Genomic DNA, 21,721 nt, shown 5'->3' on the forward strand with positions numbered 1-21,721 from the left:
GTCAGATACAAGATAAAGCTAAAAGCAGCTGAACTTCATCTAACTATGAAATTCTAGCTGCTTTTTTAAACAGAACCTCTAACGTTGTGAGTATTTCTTTGCTAAACTAGATAAACCTAGTGTGCTGACCAGCAGAGCCAGGCCAAGATGCAGAATTCCCTTATCTGAATTACTGCCGGTTTCAGGTAAGGTAGCTGGAGCTTGCTGCTTGCTTATCTTCTGAACTTTTCCTACTGCCTGATCATAATGTTCTGCATAGTGAACCGCCAACTGAACTGACGGAACTTCTCCGCCTTCCTCGCTATCTAAGATATACTCAGGAACTTCTAAAATTGCTGGTGCGACTAATTTTGCACCAATAATCTCTGGTAGAGCTGCATAAACTGTATCAAGAGCATTCGGTATATAGTTTGCCTTTTGCAGGCGACTAGCTTCCAAAGTAGGTATTAGGGCACTGATAGAGTCCGTCTTGAAAGTCACTTCATATTGACGATCAATCGTGAGATCGCTTGGGTCGTACGTGTTGAAAACCAGAGCCAGCTTATGGCCTTTTTTCATCGTATAGAGATTAGGCTGCAAATAGACTGTATAGTCATGGAATTGACCAATTTGAGGATCAATACTATTTTGCGAGCTAGACGGCACATAGCCCGATTCTGGATTAGCCAGATTGACCCATCCTTTGGCAATGACTTTGTATTTGGTTTTGACAGTCGCAAAATTTTTGATATCCATATTGTTGAGATTGCTGCCCATCCAGAAGCCATCTTTCTGACTTTCATCGCTGGCTGCGCCGTGTCCAACCACATCAAACTCTTGGTCTGATACATCTACTAGGAGAGCATTGACCTGCAGATTACTGCCACCCCCCTTTGCTAGAGCCGCCTTGAAATGGACTGGGATATGTCCTTTAATTGTCATATTCTCTTTGACATCTGTCATAAAGGTCAAATTAGCCTTAGAAGAAGCTTTGCTAACCGCTTCATCACGCTTGCTAGTATCAATTCCCGATCCTGAGTAGTCACTGGAAATCGTTTCTTCTAAGCGCTTGGACTGAGCTGTCAGAATCAAGCGATTACTGCTTTTCCAATCATCATAACTGGTCCATTTATTTGGATCATAGTTATTTTGCGCCAAAACAGCAGGCAGTTTGCTGACATCATTTTCTACATCATAAAGGTAATGAGAGAACCAAGTATTGAGCAGGTCATAAAAATCTTGCTTGTTAGCTGTAATACCAAAGCCTCTAGATATGGCAGCTGGATTGATATGATTTCCTTGGTGAAGATAAAGTTTCACATCTTGGCCGGCTTTTTTTAGCGCATCATACATGAGCTCAAAGTGCTTGGTTTTGACATTGTCATCATTCAAACCATGAACTAGCAGGGCACTGGTCTTTATCTTTTCTGGATGTAGCGTGTAATCCCGCTCCTGCCAGACCGGACTGTAATTGCGGCCGTGGGCATTCTGGTCCTTATTTAACTGATTAATGTAGTCAGCATACTTGTTACTGATAGCAGCCCAATCCTTTTGATCCAGCAACCGTGTAGCAACATAGAGCGACAGCCAAGATAAATCACTGTAGGGCGGATTGGTGTAAGCCGACCCTTGACTATTGAAATAATCATACCAGCTGGCAATTCCAGCTGCTGGAACAATGGTTTTCAAGCCTTCAACGCCAGTCGTTGCCACACCGAAAGTTGTCGTACCAGCCCAAGACAGACCAGTCATACCGACCTTGCCATTAGCCCAGTCGGCCTTGATTTCGATATTGTTAGTTCTGTCTGTGTAGGCCGTTCGTTTACCATTGACCCATTCGACAATATTTTTAAATGCTTCAATTTCTAAATCAGAGCCAGTTGTATTAAAACCTTCAGAACCTTTGGTTCCTAGACCAGCGCTAGAAACAAAGGCATAACCTCGGACGAGGAAATAATCATACCAGTTCAAGTTTTCATAGTCATAAATCCCCTCATATGGACTGTAATAATACCAATCCGATGACATTGCTCTTTTTGCTGCATCAATACTGCTCATGCTAGAAACTGGCTGGCGCTTAGCTGGCTGATTGCGCAGGCTCTTCATGTCATAAGAACCGTTTGTCGGCAGATTGAGACTTTCTAGCGTCACATGGTCTTCGTCCAAGGTTCCAGCGACATAGGGACGAGCTTCCAAGATTGTCGCAGCCTTATAATCACCCTTAGCAGCTGCTTTAGGAAGCTGCACAATAGCCTTGACTAAATCTCGCTTACCGTCACCATCCGTATCGTAGTCAGTCTCTACATAGACTGGGAAACGAACAATCTCACTGCCTTCATAAGTATACTCCTCATATCTGTCTTCACCACTACTATATGGAAAAATTGGCTGTGAACGACCATTCAAAAAAAGGGGCTCTTTCTTTTCGGAGCGATAAGCATCATGCAGTCGCTTGGCAACCGAATACATAGATTGCAGATTAGCACCCTGGACACTGGCTGTCAAATCAGCCTCTTTTTCAATCATCCCCAGACTCTTTGCTAGATTTGCTCTATCCTCGGCACTGCTACCCAACTGAGAATCACTGACTGCTGCCCACTTGAGCAATTCATCTACAGCCTCCTGCAGGGTTAGTTCCTTATCTGAGAGTGAAGGATTTGAAAGACCGCCGGTATAGGCAGATAAATCTTGACCTTTCACAGCAGTTGAGGCAGCGGAAGGTGCTGAGCTGACATCTTTAGCCAAAGCAAGAAGCTCCTGCTCCTGCGCTGGGCTAAGGCTAGGTACCGTTCCCTCAGCCGCAAGCGGTGCCTTGTCTTGCTTTTCCTGCACCGAATCTTCTGAAGAAGTCTGATTTGAAGTTTCTACTGCCGTTGACTCTTGGTCCTTGGAGCCAGTTTCAGAAGCCTTTACAACTGTTTCTGTCTTGAGATTGTCCGTGCGCTCGCTGCTAGCTTGAGTCGCCTCATCCGCCTGAACAGCTTGCGCCAATACCAAAGGTGCAAGTAACAAACTTGGCAGGAGTAATGTAACTAGTCTTTTCTTTCTCATAAAGACACCTTTCTTTAGATAAAATCTTTTATAACAAGTCCATTATACTATGTAAGCGCTTTTGTTTCAATCTATTCTATCTTTTATCTATGAAAGATGTCAAAACATCTATAGAAGCAGAAAGACGCAAACGATTGCGCCTTTCCCCTTCTTTTGGTACAATAAAGCCAATCAGTAAGAATTAGAGGAATCACAGTATGGAAAATCAAACCTTAATGCAGTATTTTGAATGGTATCTGCCAGATGACGGTCAGCATTGGAATCGCTTAGCGGAAGACGCACCAAACTTAGCAGCGAAAGGAATTCGCAAAGTCTGGATGCCGCCAGCTTTCAAAGGAACAGGATCTAATGACGTCGGCTATGGTGTATACGACCTTTTTGATTTGGGCGAATTTGATCAAAAAGGGACCGTCCGCACAAAGTATGGATTGAAAGAAGAATACCTCCGAGCGATTGAAGCACTTAGCCAGAACGGTATCGAAGCTATTGCTGATGTGGTCCTCAATCACAAGGCCGCAGCTGACTACAAAGAGCGTTTTACTGTCGTTGAAGTTGATCCAAATGACCGAAATGTAGAAATCTCAGAACCATTTGAAATAGAAGCGTGGATGCATTTTGCATTCCCAGGCCGCAAAAAAGCCTATAATGACTTTGAATGGCACTGGTACCACTTCACTGGCACTGACTACGATGCCAAAAACAACAAGTCAGGCATTTTCCTCATTCAAGGCGACAATAAAGGTTGGGCAGATGATGAGCTGGTGGATAACGAGAACGGCAACTACGACTATCTGATGTATGCGGATATTGATTTCAAGCACCCCGAAGTCATCCAAAATCTCTATGACTGGGCTCATTGGTTCATTGAAAGCACTGGTGTACATGGCTTTCGCTTAGATGCTGTTAAGCACATCGATTCCTTCTTTATGAAAAATTTCATCCGCGATATTACTGAGAAATACGGCGATGATTTCTATGTCTTTGGGGAATTTTGGAATAGCGATGAGAAGGCCAATAATGATTATTTAGAAAATATTGACTACCGCTTTGACCTAGTCGATGTTAAACTTCATCATAATTTATTTGATGCCAGCAAATCTGGAGCAGACTATGACCTGCGAACTATTTTTGACCAGACACTTGCAAAGAATCATCCTGAATCAGCTGTAACCTTTGTGGACAACCACGATACTCAGAGAGGGCAGGCCCTGGAGTCTACAGTTGAAGAATGGTTCAAGCCTGCGGCCTATGCTCTCATACTTCTAAGAGAAGCCGGATTGCCTTGCGTCTTTTACGGAGACTACTATGGCATTAGCGGAGAATTTGCCCAAGAGAGCTTTCAAGAGCTACTGGATAAACTCCTAGACATCCGTCTCAATCTAGCCTATGGTGAGCAGATTGACTACTTGGACGATGCCAATTGTATCGGCTGGACTCGCCAAGGCAAGGACGATGGTCAACCAATCGCTGTTCTTATCAATAATGACCAAGCAACCAGCAAATCTATGCTGGTCGGTACGGAATGGGCTGGCAGAGAATTCAGCGACTATCTAGGCAACAGCTCCCAAATCGTAACTATTGACGACCAAGGCTGGGGAGAATTTCCTGTGGAGGAAAAATCAGTTAGTGTCTGGAGTGTCAGATAAGTCACAGCAAAAATATGGAAAAAGAAAAATAAGACCAAATTGGCCTTATTTTTTTCGTTCTTTCTTGGAATGTAGTAAGCCAACGGAAGCCAAAAGGCTGATAATTGCTGCTCCCAAGAATGATGAATTTGTGTTTCCAGTATTTGGTAATTGATGTTTGGACACTCGAGACAGAACAGGAGTAGTCTCAGAGTTTTCAACCTTTACAGGACTCTTCTGCTCAGAAGTTTCTGTTCCCAAAGCTATTTGAGTATTCGTTTTTGGCACGTATACATAAGTTCGAACGCCATTTGCTTCCGTTACAGAAACAAAACCATATTTTTCAAAATTCTTAGCATCTAGCAAACCAAATTCTGCTGCTGCCAATGGCCGTCCATCTACATCTAGGAAAAGAGTGATTTCAATAGCCGGCTTGTCCACAATCGGAGCGTCTGTCGGTAATTCATGAACACTTGCTCGGTAGACATGGGTGCGAATGCCATCCTCATCACTGCTGGATTGGAAATCATAACCAGCGATGGTCTTAGACGCCACCAAACCACGCTCTGGGTCTGATAACTCTTGACCTGATTCATCTACAAAGCGAGTCATCGACATGACTGGGCGCTCTTCACTTGGTGCATCTGTCGGTACTTCGTGCACACTTGCTCGATAGACATGCGTACGAATGCCGTCCTCATCACTGCTGGATTGGAAATCATAGCCGGCAATAGTCTTAGACGCCACCAAACCACGCTCTGGGGCTGATAACTCTTGACCTGTTTCATCTACAAAGCGAGTCATCGACATGACTGGGCGCTCTTCACTTGGTGCGTTTGTCGGTACTTCATGCACACTAGCACGATAGACGTGGGTGCGAATACCGTCCTCGTCACTGCTGGACTGGAAGTCATAGCCAGCGATAGTCTTAGAAGCTACTAAACCTCGCTCTGGATCTGATAGCTCTTGACCTGATTCATCTACAAAGCGGGTCATTTCCAAGACAGGCTTGTCCTCGCTTGGAGCGTCATTTGGAAGCTGGTGCTGGCTGAGTTCATACTCATAGACGATTTCTTTGGTTCTTCCTGCTTCATACTCTCCCGATTCAGCATCATAGGCAGTTAGCCGAGATTTATAAGTATAGAGCTTGTTATTATAGGAAATTAGAGGTTTAGGACTGACTGTATATCTAGTCTTACCTGGTTGCTCATCCGTAATAGGGTTAGCAATAGCATGCCCCTGCTCGTCTTGGTACCGGACAAGAACCTTGCCCGGTTCGGTCTCTCCTTCCCCAACCTTCTTAACATCCGAAACTTTAAAGACGAAACCTTCAGCTTTGACCGTTCTGAAAAGTTTATCTAGCTCTCCTTGATCAGGTTCATAACCACCTGTTGTCTGTCCACCACCAGGGATAGTATCTTCTATAAACTTGAAGCCACCATCTGGTGTTTCAGCAATATTAGGAACTCCTGCGATATCAATCGTATAGTCTCGATCAAAATAATAACGAGTCTTATCATTAGGTTTCATCAGATATAGTTTATAGTGGAAGGTCTTAATATTATCCTTACCAAACCAGGGTCTCTCTAGAGAAGGATTTTTACCCAGCCAATCAATATGTACAAAGGGCTTTTCATATAGATTATATTTTCTCAAAATATTATCTGCAACATCATCAATGGCACCATTATTTAAACCTCTATAAAACCCCCAAAATTGATTGCCTATAGGATATAGAGTGTTATAATCAAAAGAATCAAAATAGATGTGATTTGTAGCGAAATTATCCCTTGAATCTACAAGTGAATAATTTTTTCCTTTCCAGTAAGTGTATTCATCTCCAGCTTCCTTTCCACTGATAAGCAATTTTTGAAAGAAAGGGTTCATATAATAACTAAATTCTTCAGAACTTGCTTGAATTTGGAATAAATTAGGATTAGTAAGAATAATCTGCTTAATCTCTTCCATAGACAATACTCTATTATCTGACTCAGGTAAATACTTTCTAGAAAATGCCTCTTCAAATGTTAAACCTGAGTGTTCCCATACCTTCATCTGCAAAAATCTCTTTGTAGGAAAGGTTTCCTCGACAGTCAAATCCAACTCAGAACGCGGAATGATGGCTTTTGGTATCTTCGCTACTTCTTCTGGACTTGGATTTGGATTGAATATAGCCTCCCACTTATTCAAAAAGAAGAGGGCAGTATTATTTTGAATTAGCGATTGACCATAATAAACTTCTCCTGAAGGAACTTCTTGAAAGTGTTCATCTCTGACTAGATTTAAATCTTTTACTTGCTTTAAATCAATGTATTTAAAGACACCATCCATCTTACGGATCGCATAAGCATGATCATACTTTTTAGCTGCTTCTTCTATTTGCTCCACCGACTGTATCTCAGGCATGACAGATGTCATGGTTGCAGCCTTAGTTATTTCATCTCTCTCTCCCTTGGTATGATAGTCATAAAATTCTTGAGCTAATTGTTTGATTTCAGGCGTGACTTGGGCCGCACCCTTCTCTCCTTCTTCTGAGATGGTCAGACCGGAAGCTTCCTCTGCTGGTGTATTTTTGATTGTCCCATCATTTGGCAGTTCTTGATTGACAGGAGGTGTCGCCTGGTTATTCTGGACTTGATTCCCCTCTGTTTCACTACTTACCTCCTCTGCTTGTACAGTAACTGCCATTGTTCCAGCAAGCAGCAAGGACAGAGGAATTGGGACTAATTTCATTCCCAGTTCTAATTTTTTCCCTAAAGTCTTTTTCATCTTCTTCTCCTTTTAATCTCCTATTTTAGACATTTTAAAAACTTTTTCCCATAAATTGACTAGTAGCTCTCTGTTATAGCGATTGGCAAGTTCTTTGGATCTTGCCGACAATCCCCTCCATTCTTTTTCTCCAAATTGGCTAAATTGCTCCAAATGGACAACATATTGATTAGCGTCATTTTGCGGTATAAGCCATCCATTCTCTCCATGCTTAATATAAGCGCGATTAGCATAGCGCACATCCAGACCAATCAGAGGCAAGCCATTGACCAGAGCCTCATAGAGCGATGTCGCAAAGGCTTCCGATAAGGAAGTGCTAATATAGGCATCATAAGCTTGATAAGGTATTTGAGACTGATAGCCCTTAAAGTGAACCAAGTCTTCCAAATCATTGAGCTCAAGGACATCTTGCAGCATGGCCATGTCAGGACCATCTCCATAGATGTCAAGAGTAAACTGCCTATGACCTTTAAATTTCAATAAAGCCATAATTTTCAACAATAACAGAACATTTTTCTCCTCAGATAAACGACTGACTGTCACCAAGTGAATATCCTTTGAATCAAATACCCTCTCTCTTGGATATTGGACTACTTGTTCTGCATAGGTGGTTGGAATAAAGAGGGCCTTATCCCTCATCTTTTGAGGCAGATAGGCCTCCTGACCTTCGCCAACCAAAATCAAAGAGTCTAATACATCCTGATCAAGCCAGCCCATGACTTTTTTATTTAACTCTTGTCCCAGGGCAATCATGTGATCCTGATGAAGGACGCGTGCTACATGAAAATCTTGCTCACGCCTCAAGAGAATATTTTCTGGAATATCCAGACGCTCCATCATCAGCCAGTCTTCTGGCTCAAGCTCCTCCTCAGCAAACTCCTGAAGACTCCTACCAGCTAATTCTATGCCCAGAAAACGGACTTTACTCCTATCAATTCCCAAGGCTTTATAACTATCCAGCACAAGCTGCCTAGAAGAGGCATTAGCATATATATCTGTATCCGCTTCAGAAACCCACAATTCATAAGGGACTTTCATTTCTTCAAAAAGCTCAAAACGATTGCGGAGGGCAATATCAATCCCAAACGCCCTAGAGCGGATACAAGCATCCACACAAACTACTTTCATTTTCTCCCTTTTAACCTAAAGTAATTCTATATAATAATATCTCACAACTTACAATTTTATGCAAGCGTTTCAGATGATTTTTTCTAAAATTTGATTGCTCACTCCACCAAGCCACTCCTTAGATAAGCATCCACCATGCGCTCTGTCGCAACAACTGAATCAATATGGGTACGCTCATAAGAGTGGCTGGATTCGATGCCGGCACCTAGCAGAGCATGCTTGACTTCTGCTCCTGCACTCATAGCTGCAGAGGCGTCTGATCCGTAAAACGGATAGATGTCCAGTTTGTAAGAAATGTCCTGCTCCTTGGCTAAATTTACCAAATGCTGGCGGAAGCCATAGTGATAAGGTCCTGATGCGTCCTTGACACAGATGGAAACCGTATACTCATCTGTCTGCTGGTCGTCACCCATAGCGCCCATATCAACAGCCAGATACTCCACAGCTTGCTCCGGCAAGCTGGAGTTAGCCCCATGACCAACCTCTTCAAAAACACTGAAAGCAAAATGAGTCGTCACCGGAAGCTGAATATTTTCCTCTTTATAAACTCGCAAAAGATTGAGCAAAATAGCTGCGCTGACCTTGTCATCCAAAAAGCGAGACTTGATAAAGCCAGACTCGGTAACTGTGGTACGAGGATCAAAGGAAATAAAATCACCGACTTCGATTCCTAAATCGCGAGTTTCTTTCTCACTTGTCACCTTTTCATCCAAACGAACTTCCATATTGTCCTGAGTACGTTCAACCGTCCCAGCATCCTTATAGACATGGCAGGAAGTCTGGTGAACTAAGATAGTCCCATTGATAGTCTTGCCACTGCTGGCCACATGGACTAGGCAGTTTTCTCCTTCAATCATGTTCCAAGGGAAACCACCAATCCGATCCAGCTTGAGACGACCGTCAGACTTAATAGCCCGAACAATAGCCCCCAGAGTATCCACATGGGCAGTCACTACCCGATGCTGGGCATCATTTTCACCCTTAACCACAACATGGACGCCGCCTTTATTGGTCCGGACAGGCTCATAGCCCATTTCCCCCAGCGTTTTCACCAGATAGTCTGCCACCTCAGCCGTAAAGCCTGTTGGCGAAGGGATAGCCGTTAATTCTTGTAAATATTGAACAGTTTGATTCATGAATGTCTCCTCATCGTTTTTCTTTATTATAGCACAAAGAAAGCCTGAGCAAATAGATTTTCAGCAGGCTTTTAATGATCAAATGCAAGAAAAACTCCTCAATTACTATCGCTGTACTGCTGCTCTTTATCCTCCTGGACTTAATTCTTTTTCAACTCCCAAAAGAATAGATTGCCCAACAATCCTAAGAGAAAAAGCAAGATAGGAATGGCATAAGCTGCTAGGGGATTATAAGCTTCTCCAGCACTAATTTTCATCTGAGAGCCATATGGAGCTATCAACTGATAATAATTAAGACCGCAAAACAAAATCGAAAAGAAAAAGATAGAAAAATAAAGCCGATAGAGATGCCCTAGCAGCTGTCCTTTGAATAAATAAGTAACTTCCCCCATCAGTGTTGCAAAATTCATAACAGCAATTACAAAATAAACAATGACAACAGGAACTAAAAATAGAAAAAGGTAAAGATAACCATAAACAACCCCCGGCTCTGGCTCAATTCCCCAATAACCGTACTGAAAAACCAGTAGATACAAAAATAGGGGCAAAAAAGGAATCACCCTAAACTTCTTATTTTTCATCCACATCTCCCTTTAAATAAAGAAACTTTTTCTTATTTTATTATAACAAACCTTCTTTATAAAACAAGAATTCTCTTTTATTTTAAAGTATTCATTGACTGTGAAATCAAGCTTAGCAAATTTCAGCCACCGTAAAAAACAGCCATTCAAATGCCTGCTTACTTTAGAGTTTATATGTTTAAGCGTCAGTACATTATCAAGGATAGATGGTGACAAAGACAAAAAAATCATCTCAGCTAGCTGAGATGATTTGTCTGGCTAAAATTAATTAGCTTTTTTGAAACGATAGACAAGAGCTGATAAAAGAATCAGTGCAAATCCTGCTGCTATCGCAAAGATAGATGTTTCACTGCCAGTTTTCGGCAAAACTTTTTTGCCAGTTGCTGATCCACGAACATCTTTTCCATCTTTATCTGACGAATTACCTGGGGTTCCATCCGTCGAACCGCTTGGTTTATCACCAGATGATGACGGTGGTGGTGTCGAATCTGAAGAAGATGGTGGTGGTGTTGGTCCTTGTGGACGTCTAGCTTCAAATGTCCATGTGCCTGTAAATTTGACATCTGAGCCTGCAATAGTTTTACTATCCGCGTCATATTTAAGGAATTTCCAAGTACCTCCAGTTACTTCAATAGAATCCTTAGCTGGCTGAACCGCTTGAACTGCAGTACCATCTGTGTATTCATTGGCATCGGTCGGCAGCAATTCTGTTACCTCTGCAGGTAAGGCGCGATTCGGATCTTCGCTTACAAATTCATACGTCACCTTATATTTCGGCGCTGGAATGAAATTCCATTTACCAGTAAATTTAAGGTCCTTATCCGCAACAGTCTGTGCATTCGTTTCTGCATAGCCTTCGAAAGTCCATGTGCCTTCAGTAACTGTAACACTTGTTTTAGCAGGCTGCTTAGCGTCTACATTAGTACCACTAGTGTAGCGATTAGTATCTGCTGGAAGCAAATCAGTTACTTCTTTTGGCAGGTTTGGATAGGCTGGGTTAGAGCTGAGAAACTCATAGCTGACACCATAGTCTTTATAACTGTTGGTGAATGTTGGATTGTTACCTGCGACAGCAGCTTCCAATTTAGCATTGTTTTCAGTCACTGTGACAGTCACAGTATGTTCTTTACTGTCATACGTTACTCCAGCTTCATTTCCAGCCACTTCTTTCAGCTTGTAGGTATAAGTCCCTTCTTTATCATAGTTGATCTCAGGAAACTTGATATTACCATTGGCGTCATTTGTTGCTTGAAGTTCCACGTTATTTCCGCCAACCTCAGTCAGCTTGAAAGTGTACTTACCAGCTTCAAGTGCTTTACCATCCAGAACTTTCTTAGCGGTAATCGCTGCAGTTGCTGGCTCTAACTTGTAGGTATTGGTGAAAGCATCACGGTCATAGGTAACCGCTGCTGTCTTGACGCCGTTGTTGTCTGTTACAGTAACAGTAACATTGATGTCTGAATTTGCATCGTTTGTCACACCTGGCAGATTGCTTGCTCGTTCACGAATGACATAGTTAAAGGTTCCCTCATTTTTGAAACGAAGTTTCTTAAAGGTGACGGCACCGTCTTTGTTTGTTACCGTTTGAACAACTTTGTCGTTGTCATCCTTATTGATCAAATCAAAAGTAAATTCACCATCTGCCAAATTGCGGCCAGTCAATTCCTTTTTGACTTTGAAGATAACTTCATCCGAACGGGTACCTTCCCCGACACCATCAAGAGTTGTCAAAGGTGCAAATGGACGTGATACTAAATCTGGCATCTTTTGTCCATTAGACGTAACGGTTACATCGTTAAAGGCTTTTTTGGTCACCTTATCAACTGGCTCTGTCAAACGTGTCCGATAGATAACATAAATACCTCTTCCACTCAAATCCCCAGCATTGACTGTGAAATGATTGGAGTCAGTGATTGTCACAATCTGGCTCGGATTAAAGGATTGACGTGTGCCAGAAGCACCTTCCCACTCAGTAAAGTAGTAACCTGTAATCCCTGAATCTTCATCCAGCTCTTGGCCTTCTGGAATAGCGTCCTCAATGACAACTTGACCAAGATTTTGGACATCACGATTGACACGGATACGCCAGTTGACGTAGTTTGGATCCTTAGAATCCTGAACCCCCCACTTGGAATACCCCTGAGGTTCTTCATCAACCTTGATACGCTTCAGCCTATAGGTTCTAGCACCTGGGAAATTAACTTCTTGCTCTTGGTCATAAGGCATATTATCAGCCCAAACCACTGTGAAAGAAGATTGAATACGCTTGGTATCTGGCATTTTCGCAAAATACTCAGCATTTGTGACTGTAATGGTCGCTGTATTGGTAACAGGATCTGTCACCAACTTGGCAACAACAGTACCATCCGGTGCACTTATGTTTTCCTCCAAAGTTCGCTCAATTTTGAACTGTGATGGAACACGATAAACCATGGTATCACCATTATTTAATACTTTGCTATCCTCAAATGTATAGGTCGGAGCAATGTAAAATTTACCTTCACCGTAGCCTGTATCCTTTAAAGGATTAGTATTAATGGTAACATCTGTAGTTAGCTGATAATCACTTTCACCTAACTCTGCAGCAGAAACCCTAGGACTTGAGCTTAACAAGGGAAGAAAGGTTGATACCAAAAGCAGCAAAGTCATCAGAGCATGAGACACTTTATGATAAGTTTGTTTCACCTTGAATGCGGTCCTCCTTCTTTTTATATTTTATTTTAGACAAATGCTGGCAGGCACACCATCACCTGTCTACCCCCTCATTTTCAGCCGGTTCTAAATCAAGATTTATTACCAAACTAAAAATGATAGTACTCGTATATGATAAGCAAATATGACATATACATATCAATTATAACATAAAAATTATAATTTACGCCTTGTAAACTATAATTTTTATTAGCATTTTTCTATTCTTTGTCTACTTTCGTTACAAAAAAGTTACAAATTGGTTTTTAATCTAACTCGGATGGATTATTATTGTTTTATTAGAAATAAATGGCAAAAAATACCTAGACTTTTTATAGTCTAGATATTTTTAGTATTTCTGAAAAACATTTTGCCGCTTACTTATTAAAGATTGACTGTCTGAAGTCGTCTGTCTCACGAAGATAAGCATTGTAAATCTTCTTCTTGAGCAGGTTGACCCAGCTAGCATCAACACGGCTGGTAGCATTAGTAATGTTGCGTACATCCTCTGCCACTGCTTCGTCCATTAGCTTCTGCATCTCTTCATAAGAATGAATGGTTACTTTCTTAGTACTGTTTGGATTTTTAAGCTCGTACTCAATAGTGATTGGCTTGAGCTTAGTCAGCTGATCAATCCGCTCCTTATACATAGCTTTCTTGAAGGCTACCCAGGAATCATATTCACCCTTGAATACATTTTCCAAGACTTTCTGGTCAGTTACGAGACCAACATCTCTTCCGGACCATCCATCCCACGTTTTCTTACCTTCATCAAAGGCTTCCTTAGAGTACTTACCAGAAACATACGGGATAAATCCTTCATGGTAACCCTTAGCTGCTAGTAACTCATAGGCTGTACGGCGGAACATGACATCACCCGGAGCTCCATTTGGATTGCTCAAGGCTGAGTAGATTGGTGAGAAGAGGCTGAGACTGAGGTAGCCATTTCGACCGTATTTCCCACTATCCTTATTCTCCCGACGAGTGATGACATCATTTTCAATCAGAGAGTCAAAAGTCTTCAGATGCTTGATTTCCTCAGCAGTAAAGCTTCGCGTCTGGTTACCTGCATGGGTCTCCTTACCATACTTATCTGTAATATAGTAATTCTCCATCTTTCTGAACCACTGAAGTTTAGCATCATCGCTCTGCTTCAGCATAGAAGTACCTTCTAGGTAATCTAGGGTGTAGATCATGTCAAACATACCATGGACATAGTGCTGCAGGTCTTCTGCATTTTGAACGCGTTCCTTGAAGTTATATGTGTGTAGACGCGTCTTAGAATCCTTGTCCACCTTGAAGAGGGTATTGAGAGTAATGGTAGCTTCGTCTGCACTTGGAGTGGACTGCAAGAGACCGCGAGCATAAAGCTCAGCTCCCAGACCTTCGCGGCGGCCATTGCCCTCAAAGTAAATGCCACCGTCAGAATTATGGGTCATTTCATGCGTGTAGACAGAGTTACCATAGTCTTCTAACAATTTAGCTGCATCAAAGTGGGTTACACTTCCTGTAGCATAGGCATTATAGCCCTTGCTAGGATACCACTTGCCGGCTGGTCCAAAGAATTCCTGCATAGCCAGTGATTTTTTGTCATTAGCTGGAGCCCAATATTTTTGACCATTCTTGTCAACCAATGAGAATCCATCGTAAACCAGAACAGAACGGAAGAGCTTGTCCTTGCTTTCATCGCTTAGAATCTTATACCAGAAGTCATAGTGATCGCGCTGGTATTCAGCAGTTTTTCTCACTCTGTCTTCGACAAATTCAGCTAGCTCTGCATCTGTCCGAACCCTGCCATTGGCATCAAGGCGATAACGGTCATAAGCCCCCATGGAGATGGTAGACATATTGGAGATAGCATAGACACCCTTCTCAGTCATGGTCAAGAGTGGCAAGAGCATGCCCTTGTGTTCCCAGTTATCAGCAGTAATCTTGTCGTAAACGCCGACAGAATACTTACTCTTGTCCTCAGCTGCATCCTGAAGCTGTCTCGCTTCTGCTACATCCGACTTAGCCTCAACGATGTAGGCTTTTGTATTGGTCTTGAGCCATTCATTATTGCTCTTGTCCGGCAGGAAGAGCTGACGATAGCCTTCTAAGTAGTTAAAGAGCCCTCGCTTACCAGTCGCTTCAGAGAGAGAGGTATCATAAGCCATATAGTTGTTCTTGGCTTTAAGATTATTAAAGCCTGACTGACCTAGTGAAATGATGGTATCCAGCGTTGAAGCATTATGATTTCCAAAGAAGTCAAACTTATAGGCCGACAAATCCTTAACATTGATATTGTCATAGTTGATATTATACCAACGGTTGAGATAGGTCAGACCCAACAGGAAGGCTTCCTTATTGGCTGTAATCTTCTGAGTTACATAGTCAGCCACGACATCGCCTTCAGTATTGATGGACTTGTCCATAGCCAGAACCTTGCGTAACTCTTCTGACAGCTTGGTCTTGACTTGGTCAAAGGCCGTATCTAGATAGAGATCATCCAGAGAAGTGTCAGCATTCACGCCTAAAACAGTTCGCATAGCCGGTGAGTCCAGGACAACCTGGTTCAACTCCGGCAGCACTTGATTGAGAACCCTGCTATAGTCTGATAGGAAGGCTTCTGGTGTATAAAGGAGGTCTAAGCCATTTACACTGTACTCTGCAATTGCCTTATATTTGAAATCTCCCTTATAGGTCAGATCCAGGTAGTCAACTGTATTATCCTCAAAGTGCAGCATCAAGCGGTTAATTCCGGTCTTATTGCTATTGATATCAGTGATAATCTGGTCGCCCTTCATCGGAACAACGTCCAGCAAGTACTCTGTATTGAGCTTGTGATTATCTGGAAGTTTATTTCCATAGGCAACAATGGTCTCCTTATTGTAGAATGGAAGGAGTTTTTCCATGTTAGCATAAGCTATTAAACGGTCTTCTCGAGCATTCTTTTCCAGAGCATAGTTGACAGAATAAAGGTTGAGATTCGTGTCTTCCAGCGTGGTCGTAATGTCTAGGTTAGTCAGCTTTTCTTCTGCCTCGTTCAGAGTCAGTGTCGAAGTGACAAACTTGTCATTTTCCAGTGTTTTATTTCCTTCAACAGCATAAGCTTCTGTGATACGGTTATTCTCATATCCCTGATCGCCAGAAATACTGTAAACATTTGTACCACTGACGTTACTGATAACATTATCAATCAAGCCATTGAAGTAATTGGAACCTACTACGCCACCAATCTGACCGTTCTTAGTAGAATTTTGAATCTTTCCAGCTACATAAGAACGGCTGATGCGGGCATTGTTTTCTAAACGGCCAACCAGACCGCCGAAGCGTTGGTTGTTGGCTCTAGCGCCTGCTAGAATAGTCACATCTGCCCTGCTTTGGCTAATCAAGGAGTTTCCTCCCTTAAGATTGGCAACCAAACCACCGACATTGTATTCTTTGCCCTGCTTATCATTTGATACGATAGTTCCAGTAAAGGAACTATTGGTGATTTGGGTATTGTTAGCAATAACGACCAAACCTGCCACCTGCGAAGCATTTTCTTTTACTTCTACTCTACCTTGGACAGAAACATCTGTGATTCGAGCATTTTCTGCATTGCGGGCCAGGGCAGCTGAGTCATAAGTACCAACAATATTGACCTCTTTCAGGTCCAGATTAGAAATAGAGGAACCACTCTTGAGGTTTTCAAATAAAGGCTTGGCTAGATTATAAATCGCGTACTGCTTGCCATTATGACTACCAGTCAGACTGCCTGTGAAGTTTCCTTTGAGGTAGACATAATCCGCAGGTGCCAGACTAACCTCGCTAGCATCCAAATCAGCTCCCAGAACGTAGTTGCCAGCCATATTTTGTTTCATAGCGTCTACCAAACTAGCAAAGCTAGTGTAGATATTTTGCTGACTAGGAACAGCTGCCTTACTGATATAGAAGTCATAGCCAGACTTATAGCCTGTCTCACCTTCTTGGACCAGCTCAGGCAGAGAGACTGTCACCTTATAGACATCCCTGCCATCCTTATGACTTTCCGCTATGCTGTAAACCGGCAGGAGCATTTCCTTAGATTCACTTGATTTGACTTTGACGAAGTAGGTAGACAGATCCGTAGGCATAGAGCTCATGGACACGACGCGCTTAAACTGGTCGTTTTCTTTTCTGTAAAACTCTGCCGAATCAATATCTCGGAAGGCAATCTTCTTGTATTCCAATTCAAAATTGCGGCTGTCCGTTTCAAGTTCTGTGAAGCTGCCATTATCCAGTTCATAAGTCAGCTTGGTTTTCAGGGTATAGCCTGTGTAGTAGTCTAAGTCGCCAATCTTCAGACTTCCTGCGAAATTGGTAATCGGAAGAGTGCGAACAAGCTGATCCCCCTGGTATAATTCAGCAGTCGCTGAACGGAAGGACTGGGACTGGTCTTCTAATCTATATTGGACTGTAACCGACTTGTCATCTGCATTTTCTGTCAGACTTAGAATGGAAACCGTTGGCTTGACTTTAGGCACTCCATTTAGAGCATCTTTGGCTGCTGTCAGGCTAGCAAAAGCTTGATTGACCTGCACTTGTGTGGCAGTTTGATTGTTCAGAACTACTTCTGCCTTGGCTAATTCGTCAGTATAAGATGTCTGCTTCTCTGAGTCAGCATTTTTATATTTTGGAGCTGCTTTGATAGTTGGATTTAAATCGTATTCATTTTGAAGAGCCGTTTTGACAACCTCAAGACCGCTTAACTGAGTCTTGGCTTGATTGATTTGTTCCACCAGTTGGTTGACTTCTTCTTGGCTAGCATGTGATCGGTTCAGGATTGCTTGACCTGCTGTCAAAGCAGTATCATAGCTAGATTGATGGCTCTGACTATCGTTGAAATAACGTGCCTGAGCTTTAATCTGATCCGCTTCTGCTAATAGATTGTGAAGTGGAATTAAATCGAATTCTTCTAAAGTTTCTACTTTTGGCGCATCGTTCGGTACCATGCTTGGCTTAGCCGTACCAACTTTAACAACTTGCGTTACTGGAGCTAGAGTTTCCTCGTTGGACAACTCCTGGCGGTCAACTTCTTGGCCGTTGGAGCTGTAAACTCGGGTCTTGATAGTTCGCTCGCCCTCAACACCTGGAGTGGCAATTTGACGGGCATCACGAACCAATTCGTCCGTTTCTTCTTCTCGAATGCTGAAGTTGATTTTTTCTACGCGGGTTTCGTCTGTGTAAGTCAGCGGATACTCTGGCAAAACATCTGCTTTTGGCGCATCGTTCGGTATCATATGCGGCTTAGCTGTTCCGACTTTGACAACTTGCGTCACTGGAGCGAGAGTTTCCTCATTGGACAACTCTTGGCGGTCAATTTCTTGACCATTGGAACTATAGATGCGGGTCTTGATAGTCCGCTCGCCCTGAACGCCCGGTGTTGCGATTTGGCGAGCATCTCGAACAAGTTCGTCCGTTTCTTCTTCTCGAATTGTGAAGTTGATTTTTTCTACTCGAGTTTCGTCCGTGTAAGTCAGCGGGTACTCTGGCAAAGCGTCTGCTTTTGGCGCATCACCTGGTACCATGGTTGGCTTAGCAGTTCCGACTTTAACAACTTGTGTTACTGGAGCCAAGGTTTCTTCATTGGACAACTCTTGGCGGTCGATCTCCTGACCATTGGATCTGTAAACACGGGTCTTGATTGTTCGCTCGCCTTGCACACCTGGAGTCGCGATTTGACGGGCATCACGAACTAGTTCGTCTGTCTCTTCTTCACGAATGCTGAAGTTGATTTTTTCTACACGCGTTTCGTCTGTGTATATCAGTGGATACTCTAGCAAAGCCTCTGCTTTTGGCGCATCGTTCGGTACCATGTGCGGCTTAGCAGTACCAACTTTAACAATTTGCGTTACTGGTGCTAATGTTTCCTCGTTAGAAAGCTCTTGGCGGTCGATTTCTTGACCGTTGGAGCTGTAAACACGTGTCTTAATCCTCCGCTCGCCCTGAACGCCAGGAGTCGCGATTTGACGAGCGTCTTGAGGCAATTCATCAGTATATTGCTCTTCAATATTGAAGGCGATTTTCTCTACACGCGTCTCATCCGTATAAGTCAACGGGTATTCTGGCAAAGCGTCTGCTTTTGGTGCATCATTCGGTACCATATGCGGCTTAGCTGTTCCGATTTTGACAACTTGCGTTACTGGCGCTAGAGTTTCCTCATTTGAAATTTCTTGGCGGTCAACTTCTTGACCGTTGGAACTGTAGACACGAGTCTTGATTGTTCGTTCACCCTCAACACCTGGAGTCGCAATTTGACGGGCATCCTGTGGCAACTCATCAGTGTATTGTTCCAAAATATTGAAGGCTACTTTTTCAACACGCGTTTCGTCCATGTAAGTTAATGGGTTCTCTGGAAGAGCATCGGCTTTTGGTGCAACGTTCGGTACCATATTTGGTTTAGCCGTACCAACTTTGACAACTTGCGTCACTGGGGCTAGAGTTTCCTCATTCGATAACTCCTGACGGTCAACTTCTTGACCATTGGAACTATAGACGCGAGTCTTGATTGTTCGCTCACCTTGCACGCCTGGAGTCGCGATTTGACGGGCATCACGAACCAATTCGTCCGTTTCTTCTTCACGAATGGTGAAGTTAACCTTTTCAACACGCGTTTCGTCCGTGTAAGTTAATGGGTACTCTGGAAGAGCATCGGCTTTTGGTGCATCGTTCGGTACCATATTTGGTTTAGCCGTACCAACTTTGACAACTTGCGTCACTGGGGCTAGAGTTTCCTCATTCGATAACTCCTGACGGTCAACTTCTTGACCATTGGAACTGTAGACACGAGTCTTAATAGTTCGCTCACCCTCAACACCTGGAGTTGCAATTTGACGAGTACCTTGGACTAGCTCGTCAGTCTCTTCTTCACGAATAGTATAGTTAATTTTCTCTACTCGAGTTTCGTCCGTGTAAGTTAGCGGGTATTCTGATAGATCTTCTACCTTTGGTGCGTCAGCCGGAATCAGACTTGACTTACTTGTACCGACCTTAATAATTTGAGTGACTGCTGCAAGAATTTCTTCATCCGATAAAACTTGGCGGTCAACCTCTTGGCCATTCGAGGTATAGATACGAGTGGTAATCGCCCGCTCACCCTGGACACCTGGTGTGACAATTTGGCGACTGCCTTCTGGAATCTCATCAGTATACTGTTCTTCGACGGAAAAATCTATCTTTTCTCTTCTTGTTTCATCCGTCGCAGTCAGCTCTAATTTTGGGGCTTGATGCACAGGTGCTTCATCTGGTGCGGTACCATAAGTTGTTAGTTCCGGAACTTCTTGTACTGGAGCAGTGTCTGGTGCAGTGCCATAAGTCGTTAGCTCAGGCACTTCTTGAACCGGTGCTGTATCGGGCGTTGTGCCATAGGTTGTCAATTCTGGGACTTCATTTACAGGTGCGGTATCTGGTGCAGTGCCATAGGTCGTCAATTCTGGAACTTCTTGTACTGGAGCGGTGTCTGGTGCGGTACCATAAGTTGTTAGTTCCGGAACTTCTTGTACTGGAGCGGTGTCTGGTGCAGTGCCATAATTCGTTAGCTCAGGCACTTCTTGAACCGGTGCTGTATCGGGCGTCGTTCCATAAGTAGTCAATTCAGGGACTTCTTGAACTGGCGCCTCTTTTGGCACAGATTTTACTGCAGCAGTTCCAACCAGCACAATTTCTGAAACTGGCTCTGCAGTTACCTGGTCTGAAATCACTTCACTTTTTACAATTTCTTTACCTGCTATATAATTGCGAGTGACGACAGTGCGTGTTCCAGCGACACCTGCACGAATGACCTGAGATTGCCCCTCTGCGAGTTCATTTGAATATTGGTATTCTGTTCGATAAGGCAGGACTTGGGTCTGGCTACTTTCTTGGCTCTTGAATTCCAGTTCTGGTACTTCAGTGACTGGAGAAAGCCGAGCAAATTCACGCTCTTTGGCAGCAATAATCTCTTTTTCTTGCTCAGTCAGTTTCTCTGTTTCAGTAGATACTGGCTTGTTGGCAGCACCCGGATTCCCAGAAAGACTAGCAGATTTACCTGCTTGCTGATCGACTTCAACAGCTGATAAGTCCTTTTGTGCCGTAGGAAGCTGATGACTTCCTGCTACATTCTCCTTGCCCTGTTCACCGCTTTTTAGATAGCCGACATACTCAAAACCAGCAATCTCTAAAGGTTCCGGCAGTTTATCTCCCACCGTCAAATTCAGCCTTTGATTGTAGGCGGCTAATTCAATATTGGTCACCGCAAATACAGAAGGAGCTAGGAGAATAGAGCCTAGACCTGTCACCAGCAAAATAGAAGACAGGTACCGCTTACCATTTCGACCTCGTGCAATTACTAAGACTGCTAAGGTCAACCCAACAGCTGCAAATGTCGCTTCCCACAGACTTGAGTAGCCCGTCTTTGGCAAACTTTTTGCCGAAAGGCCCTGGGTCTTAGGACGGTAAACCAGATAATAAGCATCAGAGTTTTCTTCCACAAACTTTGGAAGCTCCTTAACAACTGCATTCTTCTCAGCTTCAGTCAGTTCAGACTCTACTACGTAGTGATACTGAACTGGAACGGTTTTGCCGGCTGAGACTTCTGCAGCCTCAACCGTGCTTATATTTCCCCCTATGGCGGTACTCAAAAAGAAGCTTCCGATAGTGGCGGAAACCAATCCTACTGATAACTTTCTAAAAGAATAGCGCTGGAGCGTATCGCCAGTGATTCTTTTTTCCATAATAATTCCCTTTTCTTCATATAATAATCTCTTAAAATTTTACAGAA

At 43.2% G+C, this 21,721-nt stretch carries 8 protein-coding genes; 1 reads left to right on the forward strand and 7 read right to left on the reverse strand.

What is annotated here, in order from left to right; all coding sequences use genetic code 11:
- Window positions 1–78 precede the first annotated feature (78 nt).
- On the reverse strand, window positions 79–3,030 hold the full coding sequence (locus tag HMPREF9378_RS07235) for a CocE/NonD family hydrolase (protein ID WP_002913616.1): 2,952 nt from the start codon (window positions 3,028–3,030) through the stop codon (window positions 79–81).
- Window positions 3,031–3,227: 197 nt separating this feature from the next.
- Between HMPREF9378_RS07235 and HMPREF9378_RS07230 the strand changes: the two genes are divergently transcribed.
- The gene (locus tag HMPREF9378_RS07230; protein ID WP_002902821.1) at window positions 3,228–4,676 is read left to right on the forward strand and encodes an alpha-amylase; all 1,449 of its coding nucleotides are present in this window, start codon (window positions 3,228–3,230) and stop codon (window positions 4,674–4,676) included.
- A gap of 45 nt (window positions 4,677–4,721) precedes the next feature.
- On the opposite strand, the gene HMPREF9378_RS07225 is transcribed toward HMPREF9378_RS07230, so the two are convergent.
- The 6 genes from HMPREF9378_RS07225 to HMPREF9378_RS07200 all read right to left on the reverse strand — a co-directional run bounded on the left by HMPREF9378_RS07225 (window position 4,722) and on the right by HMPREF9378_RS07200 (window position 21,674).
- Window positions 4,722–7,424, reverse strand: coding sequence for a MucBP domain-containing protein (locus HMPREF9378_RS07225; RefSeq protein ID WP_002902820.1), 2,703 nt, complete (start codon window positions 7,422–7,424; stop codon window positions 4,722–4,724).
- 12 nt (window positions 7,425–7,436) lie between these two features.
- The gene (locus tag HMPREF9378_RS07220; protein WP_002900503.1) at window positions 7,437–8,552 is read right to left on the reverse strand and encodes a glycosyltransferase; all 1,116 of its coding nucleotides are present in this window, start codon (window positions 8,550–8,552) and stop codon (window positions 7,437–7,439) included.
- 98 nt (window positions 8,553–8,650) lie between these two features.
- Window positions 8,651–9,688 (reverse strand): M42 family metallopeptidase, encoded by a 1,038-nt coding sequence (locus tag HMPREF9378_RS07215; RefSeq protein ID WP_002900504.1) that lies wholly within the window; start codon window positions 9,686–9,688, stop codon window positions 8,651–8,653.
- 140 nt (window positions 9,689–9,828) lie between these two features.
- The gene (locus tag HMPREF9378_RS07210; protein ID WP_002900505.1) at window positions 9,829–10,275 is read right to left on the reverse strand and encodes a hypothetical protein; all 447 of its coding nucleotides are present in this window, start codon (window positions 10,273–10,275) and stop codon (window positions 9,829–9,831) included.
- A 258-nt stretch (window positions 10,276–10,533) separates the two neighbouring features.
- Entirely contained in the window at window positions 10,534–12,954 is a 2,421-nt protein-coding gene (locus HMPREF9378_RS07205; RefSeq protein WP_002900506.1) for an SHIRT domain-containing protein, read from the reverse strand.
- Window positions 12,955–13,337: 383 nt separating this feature from the next.
- Window positions 13,338–21,674, reverse strand: coding sequence for a ZmpA/ZmpB/ZmpC family metallo-endopeptidase (locus HMPREF9378_RS07200; RefSeq protein WP_002913618.1), 8,337 nt, complete (start codon window positions 21,672–21,674; stop codon window positions 13,338–13,340).
- Window positions 21,675–21,721: the final 47 nt, after the last annotated feature.

Source organism: Streptococcus sanguinis SK1 = NCTC 7863 (assembly GCF_000194945.1).
GTDB classification, from domain to species: domain Bacteria; phylum Bacillota; class Bacilli; order Lactobacillales; family Streptococcaceae; genus Streptococcus; species Streptococcus sanguinis.

What these genes read in the sequence shown, in the direction of transcription:
- HMPREF9378_RS07220 (WP_002900503.1), bottom strand. Translation starts at nt 8,552, where the DNA reads ATGAAAGTAGTTTGTGTGGATGCTTGTATCCGCTCTAGGGCGTTTGGG.
- HMPREF9378_RS07210 (WP_002900505.1), bottom strand. Translation starts at nt 10,275, where the DNA reads ATGTGGATGAAAAATAAGAAGTTTAGGGTGATTCCTTTTTTGCCCCTA.
- HMPREF9378_RS07200 (WP_002913618.1), bottom strand. Translation starts at nt 21,674, where the DNA reads ATGGAAAAAAGAATCACTGGCGATACGCTCCAGCGCTATTCTTTTAGA.
- HMPREF9378_RS07225 (WP_002902820.1), bottom strand. Translation starts at nt 7,424, where the DNA reads ATGAAAAAGACTTTAGGGAAAAAATTAGAACTGGGAATGAAATTAGTC.
- HMPREF9378_RS07235 (WP_002913616.1), bottom strand. Translation starts at nt 3,030, where the DNA reads ATGAGAAAGAAAAGACTAGTTACATTACTCCTGCCAAGTTTGTTACTT.
- HMPREF9378_RS07230 (WP_002902821.1), top strand. Translation starts at nt 3,228, where the DNA reads ATGGAAAATCAAACCTTAATGCAGTATTTTGAATGGTATCTGCCAGAT.
- HMPREF9378_RS07215 (WP_002900504.1), bottom strand. Translation starts at nt 9,688, where the DNA reads ATGAATCAAACTGTTCAATATTTACAAGAATTAACGGCTATCCCTTCG.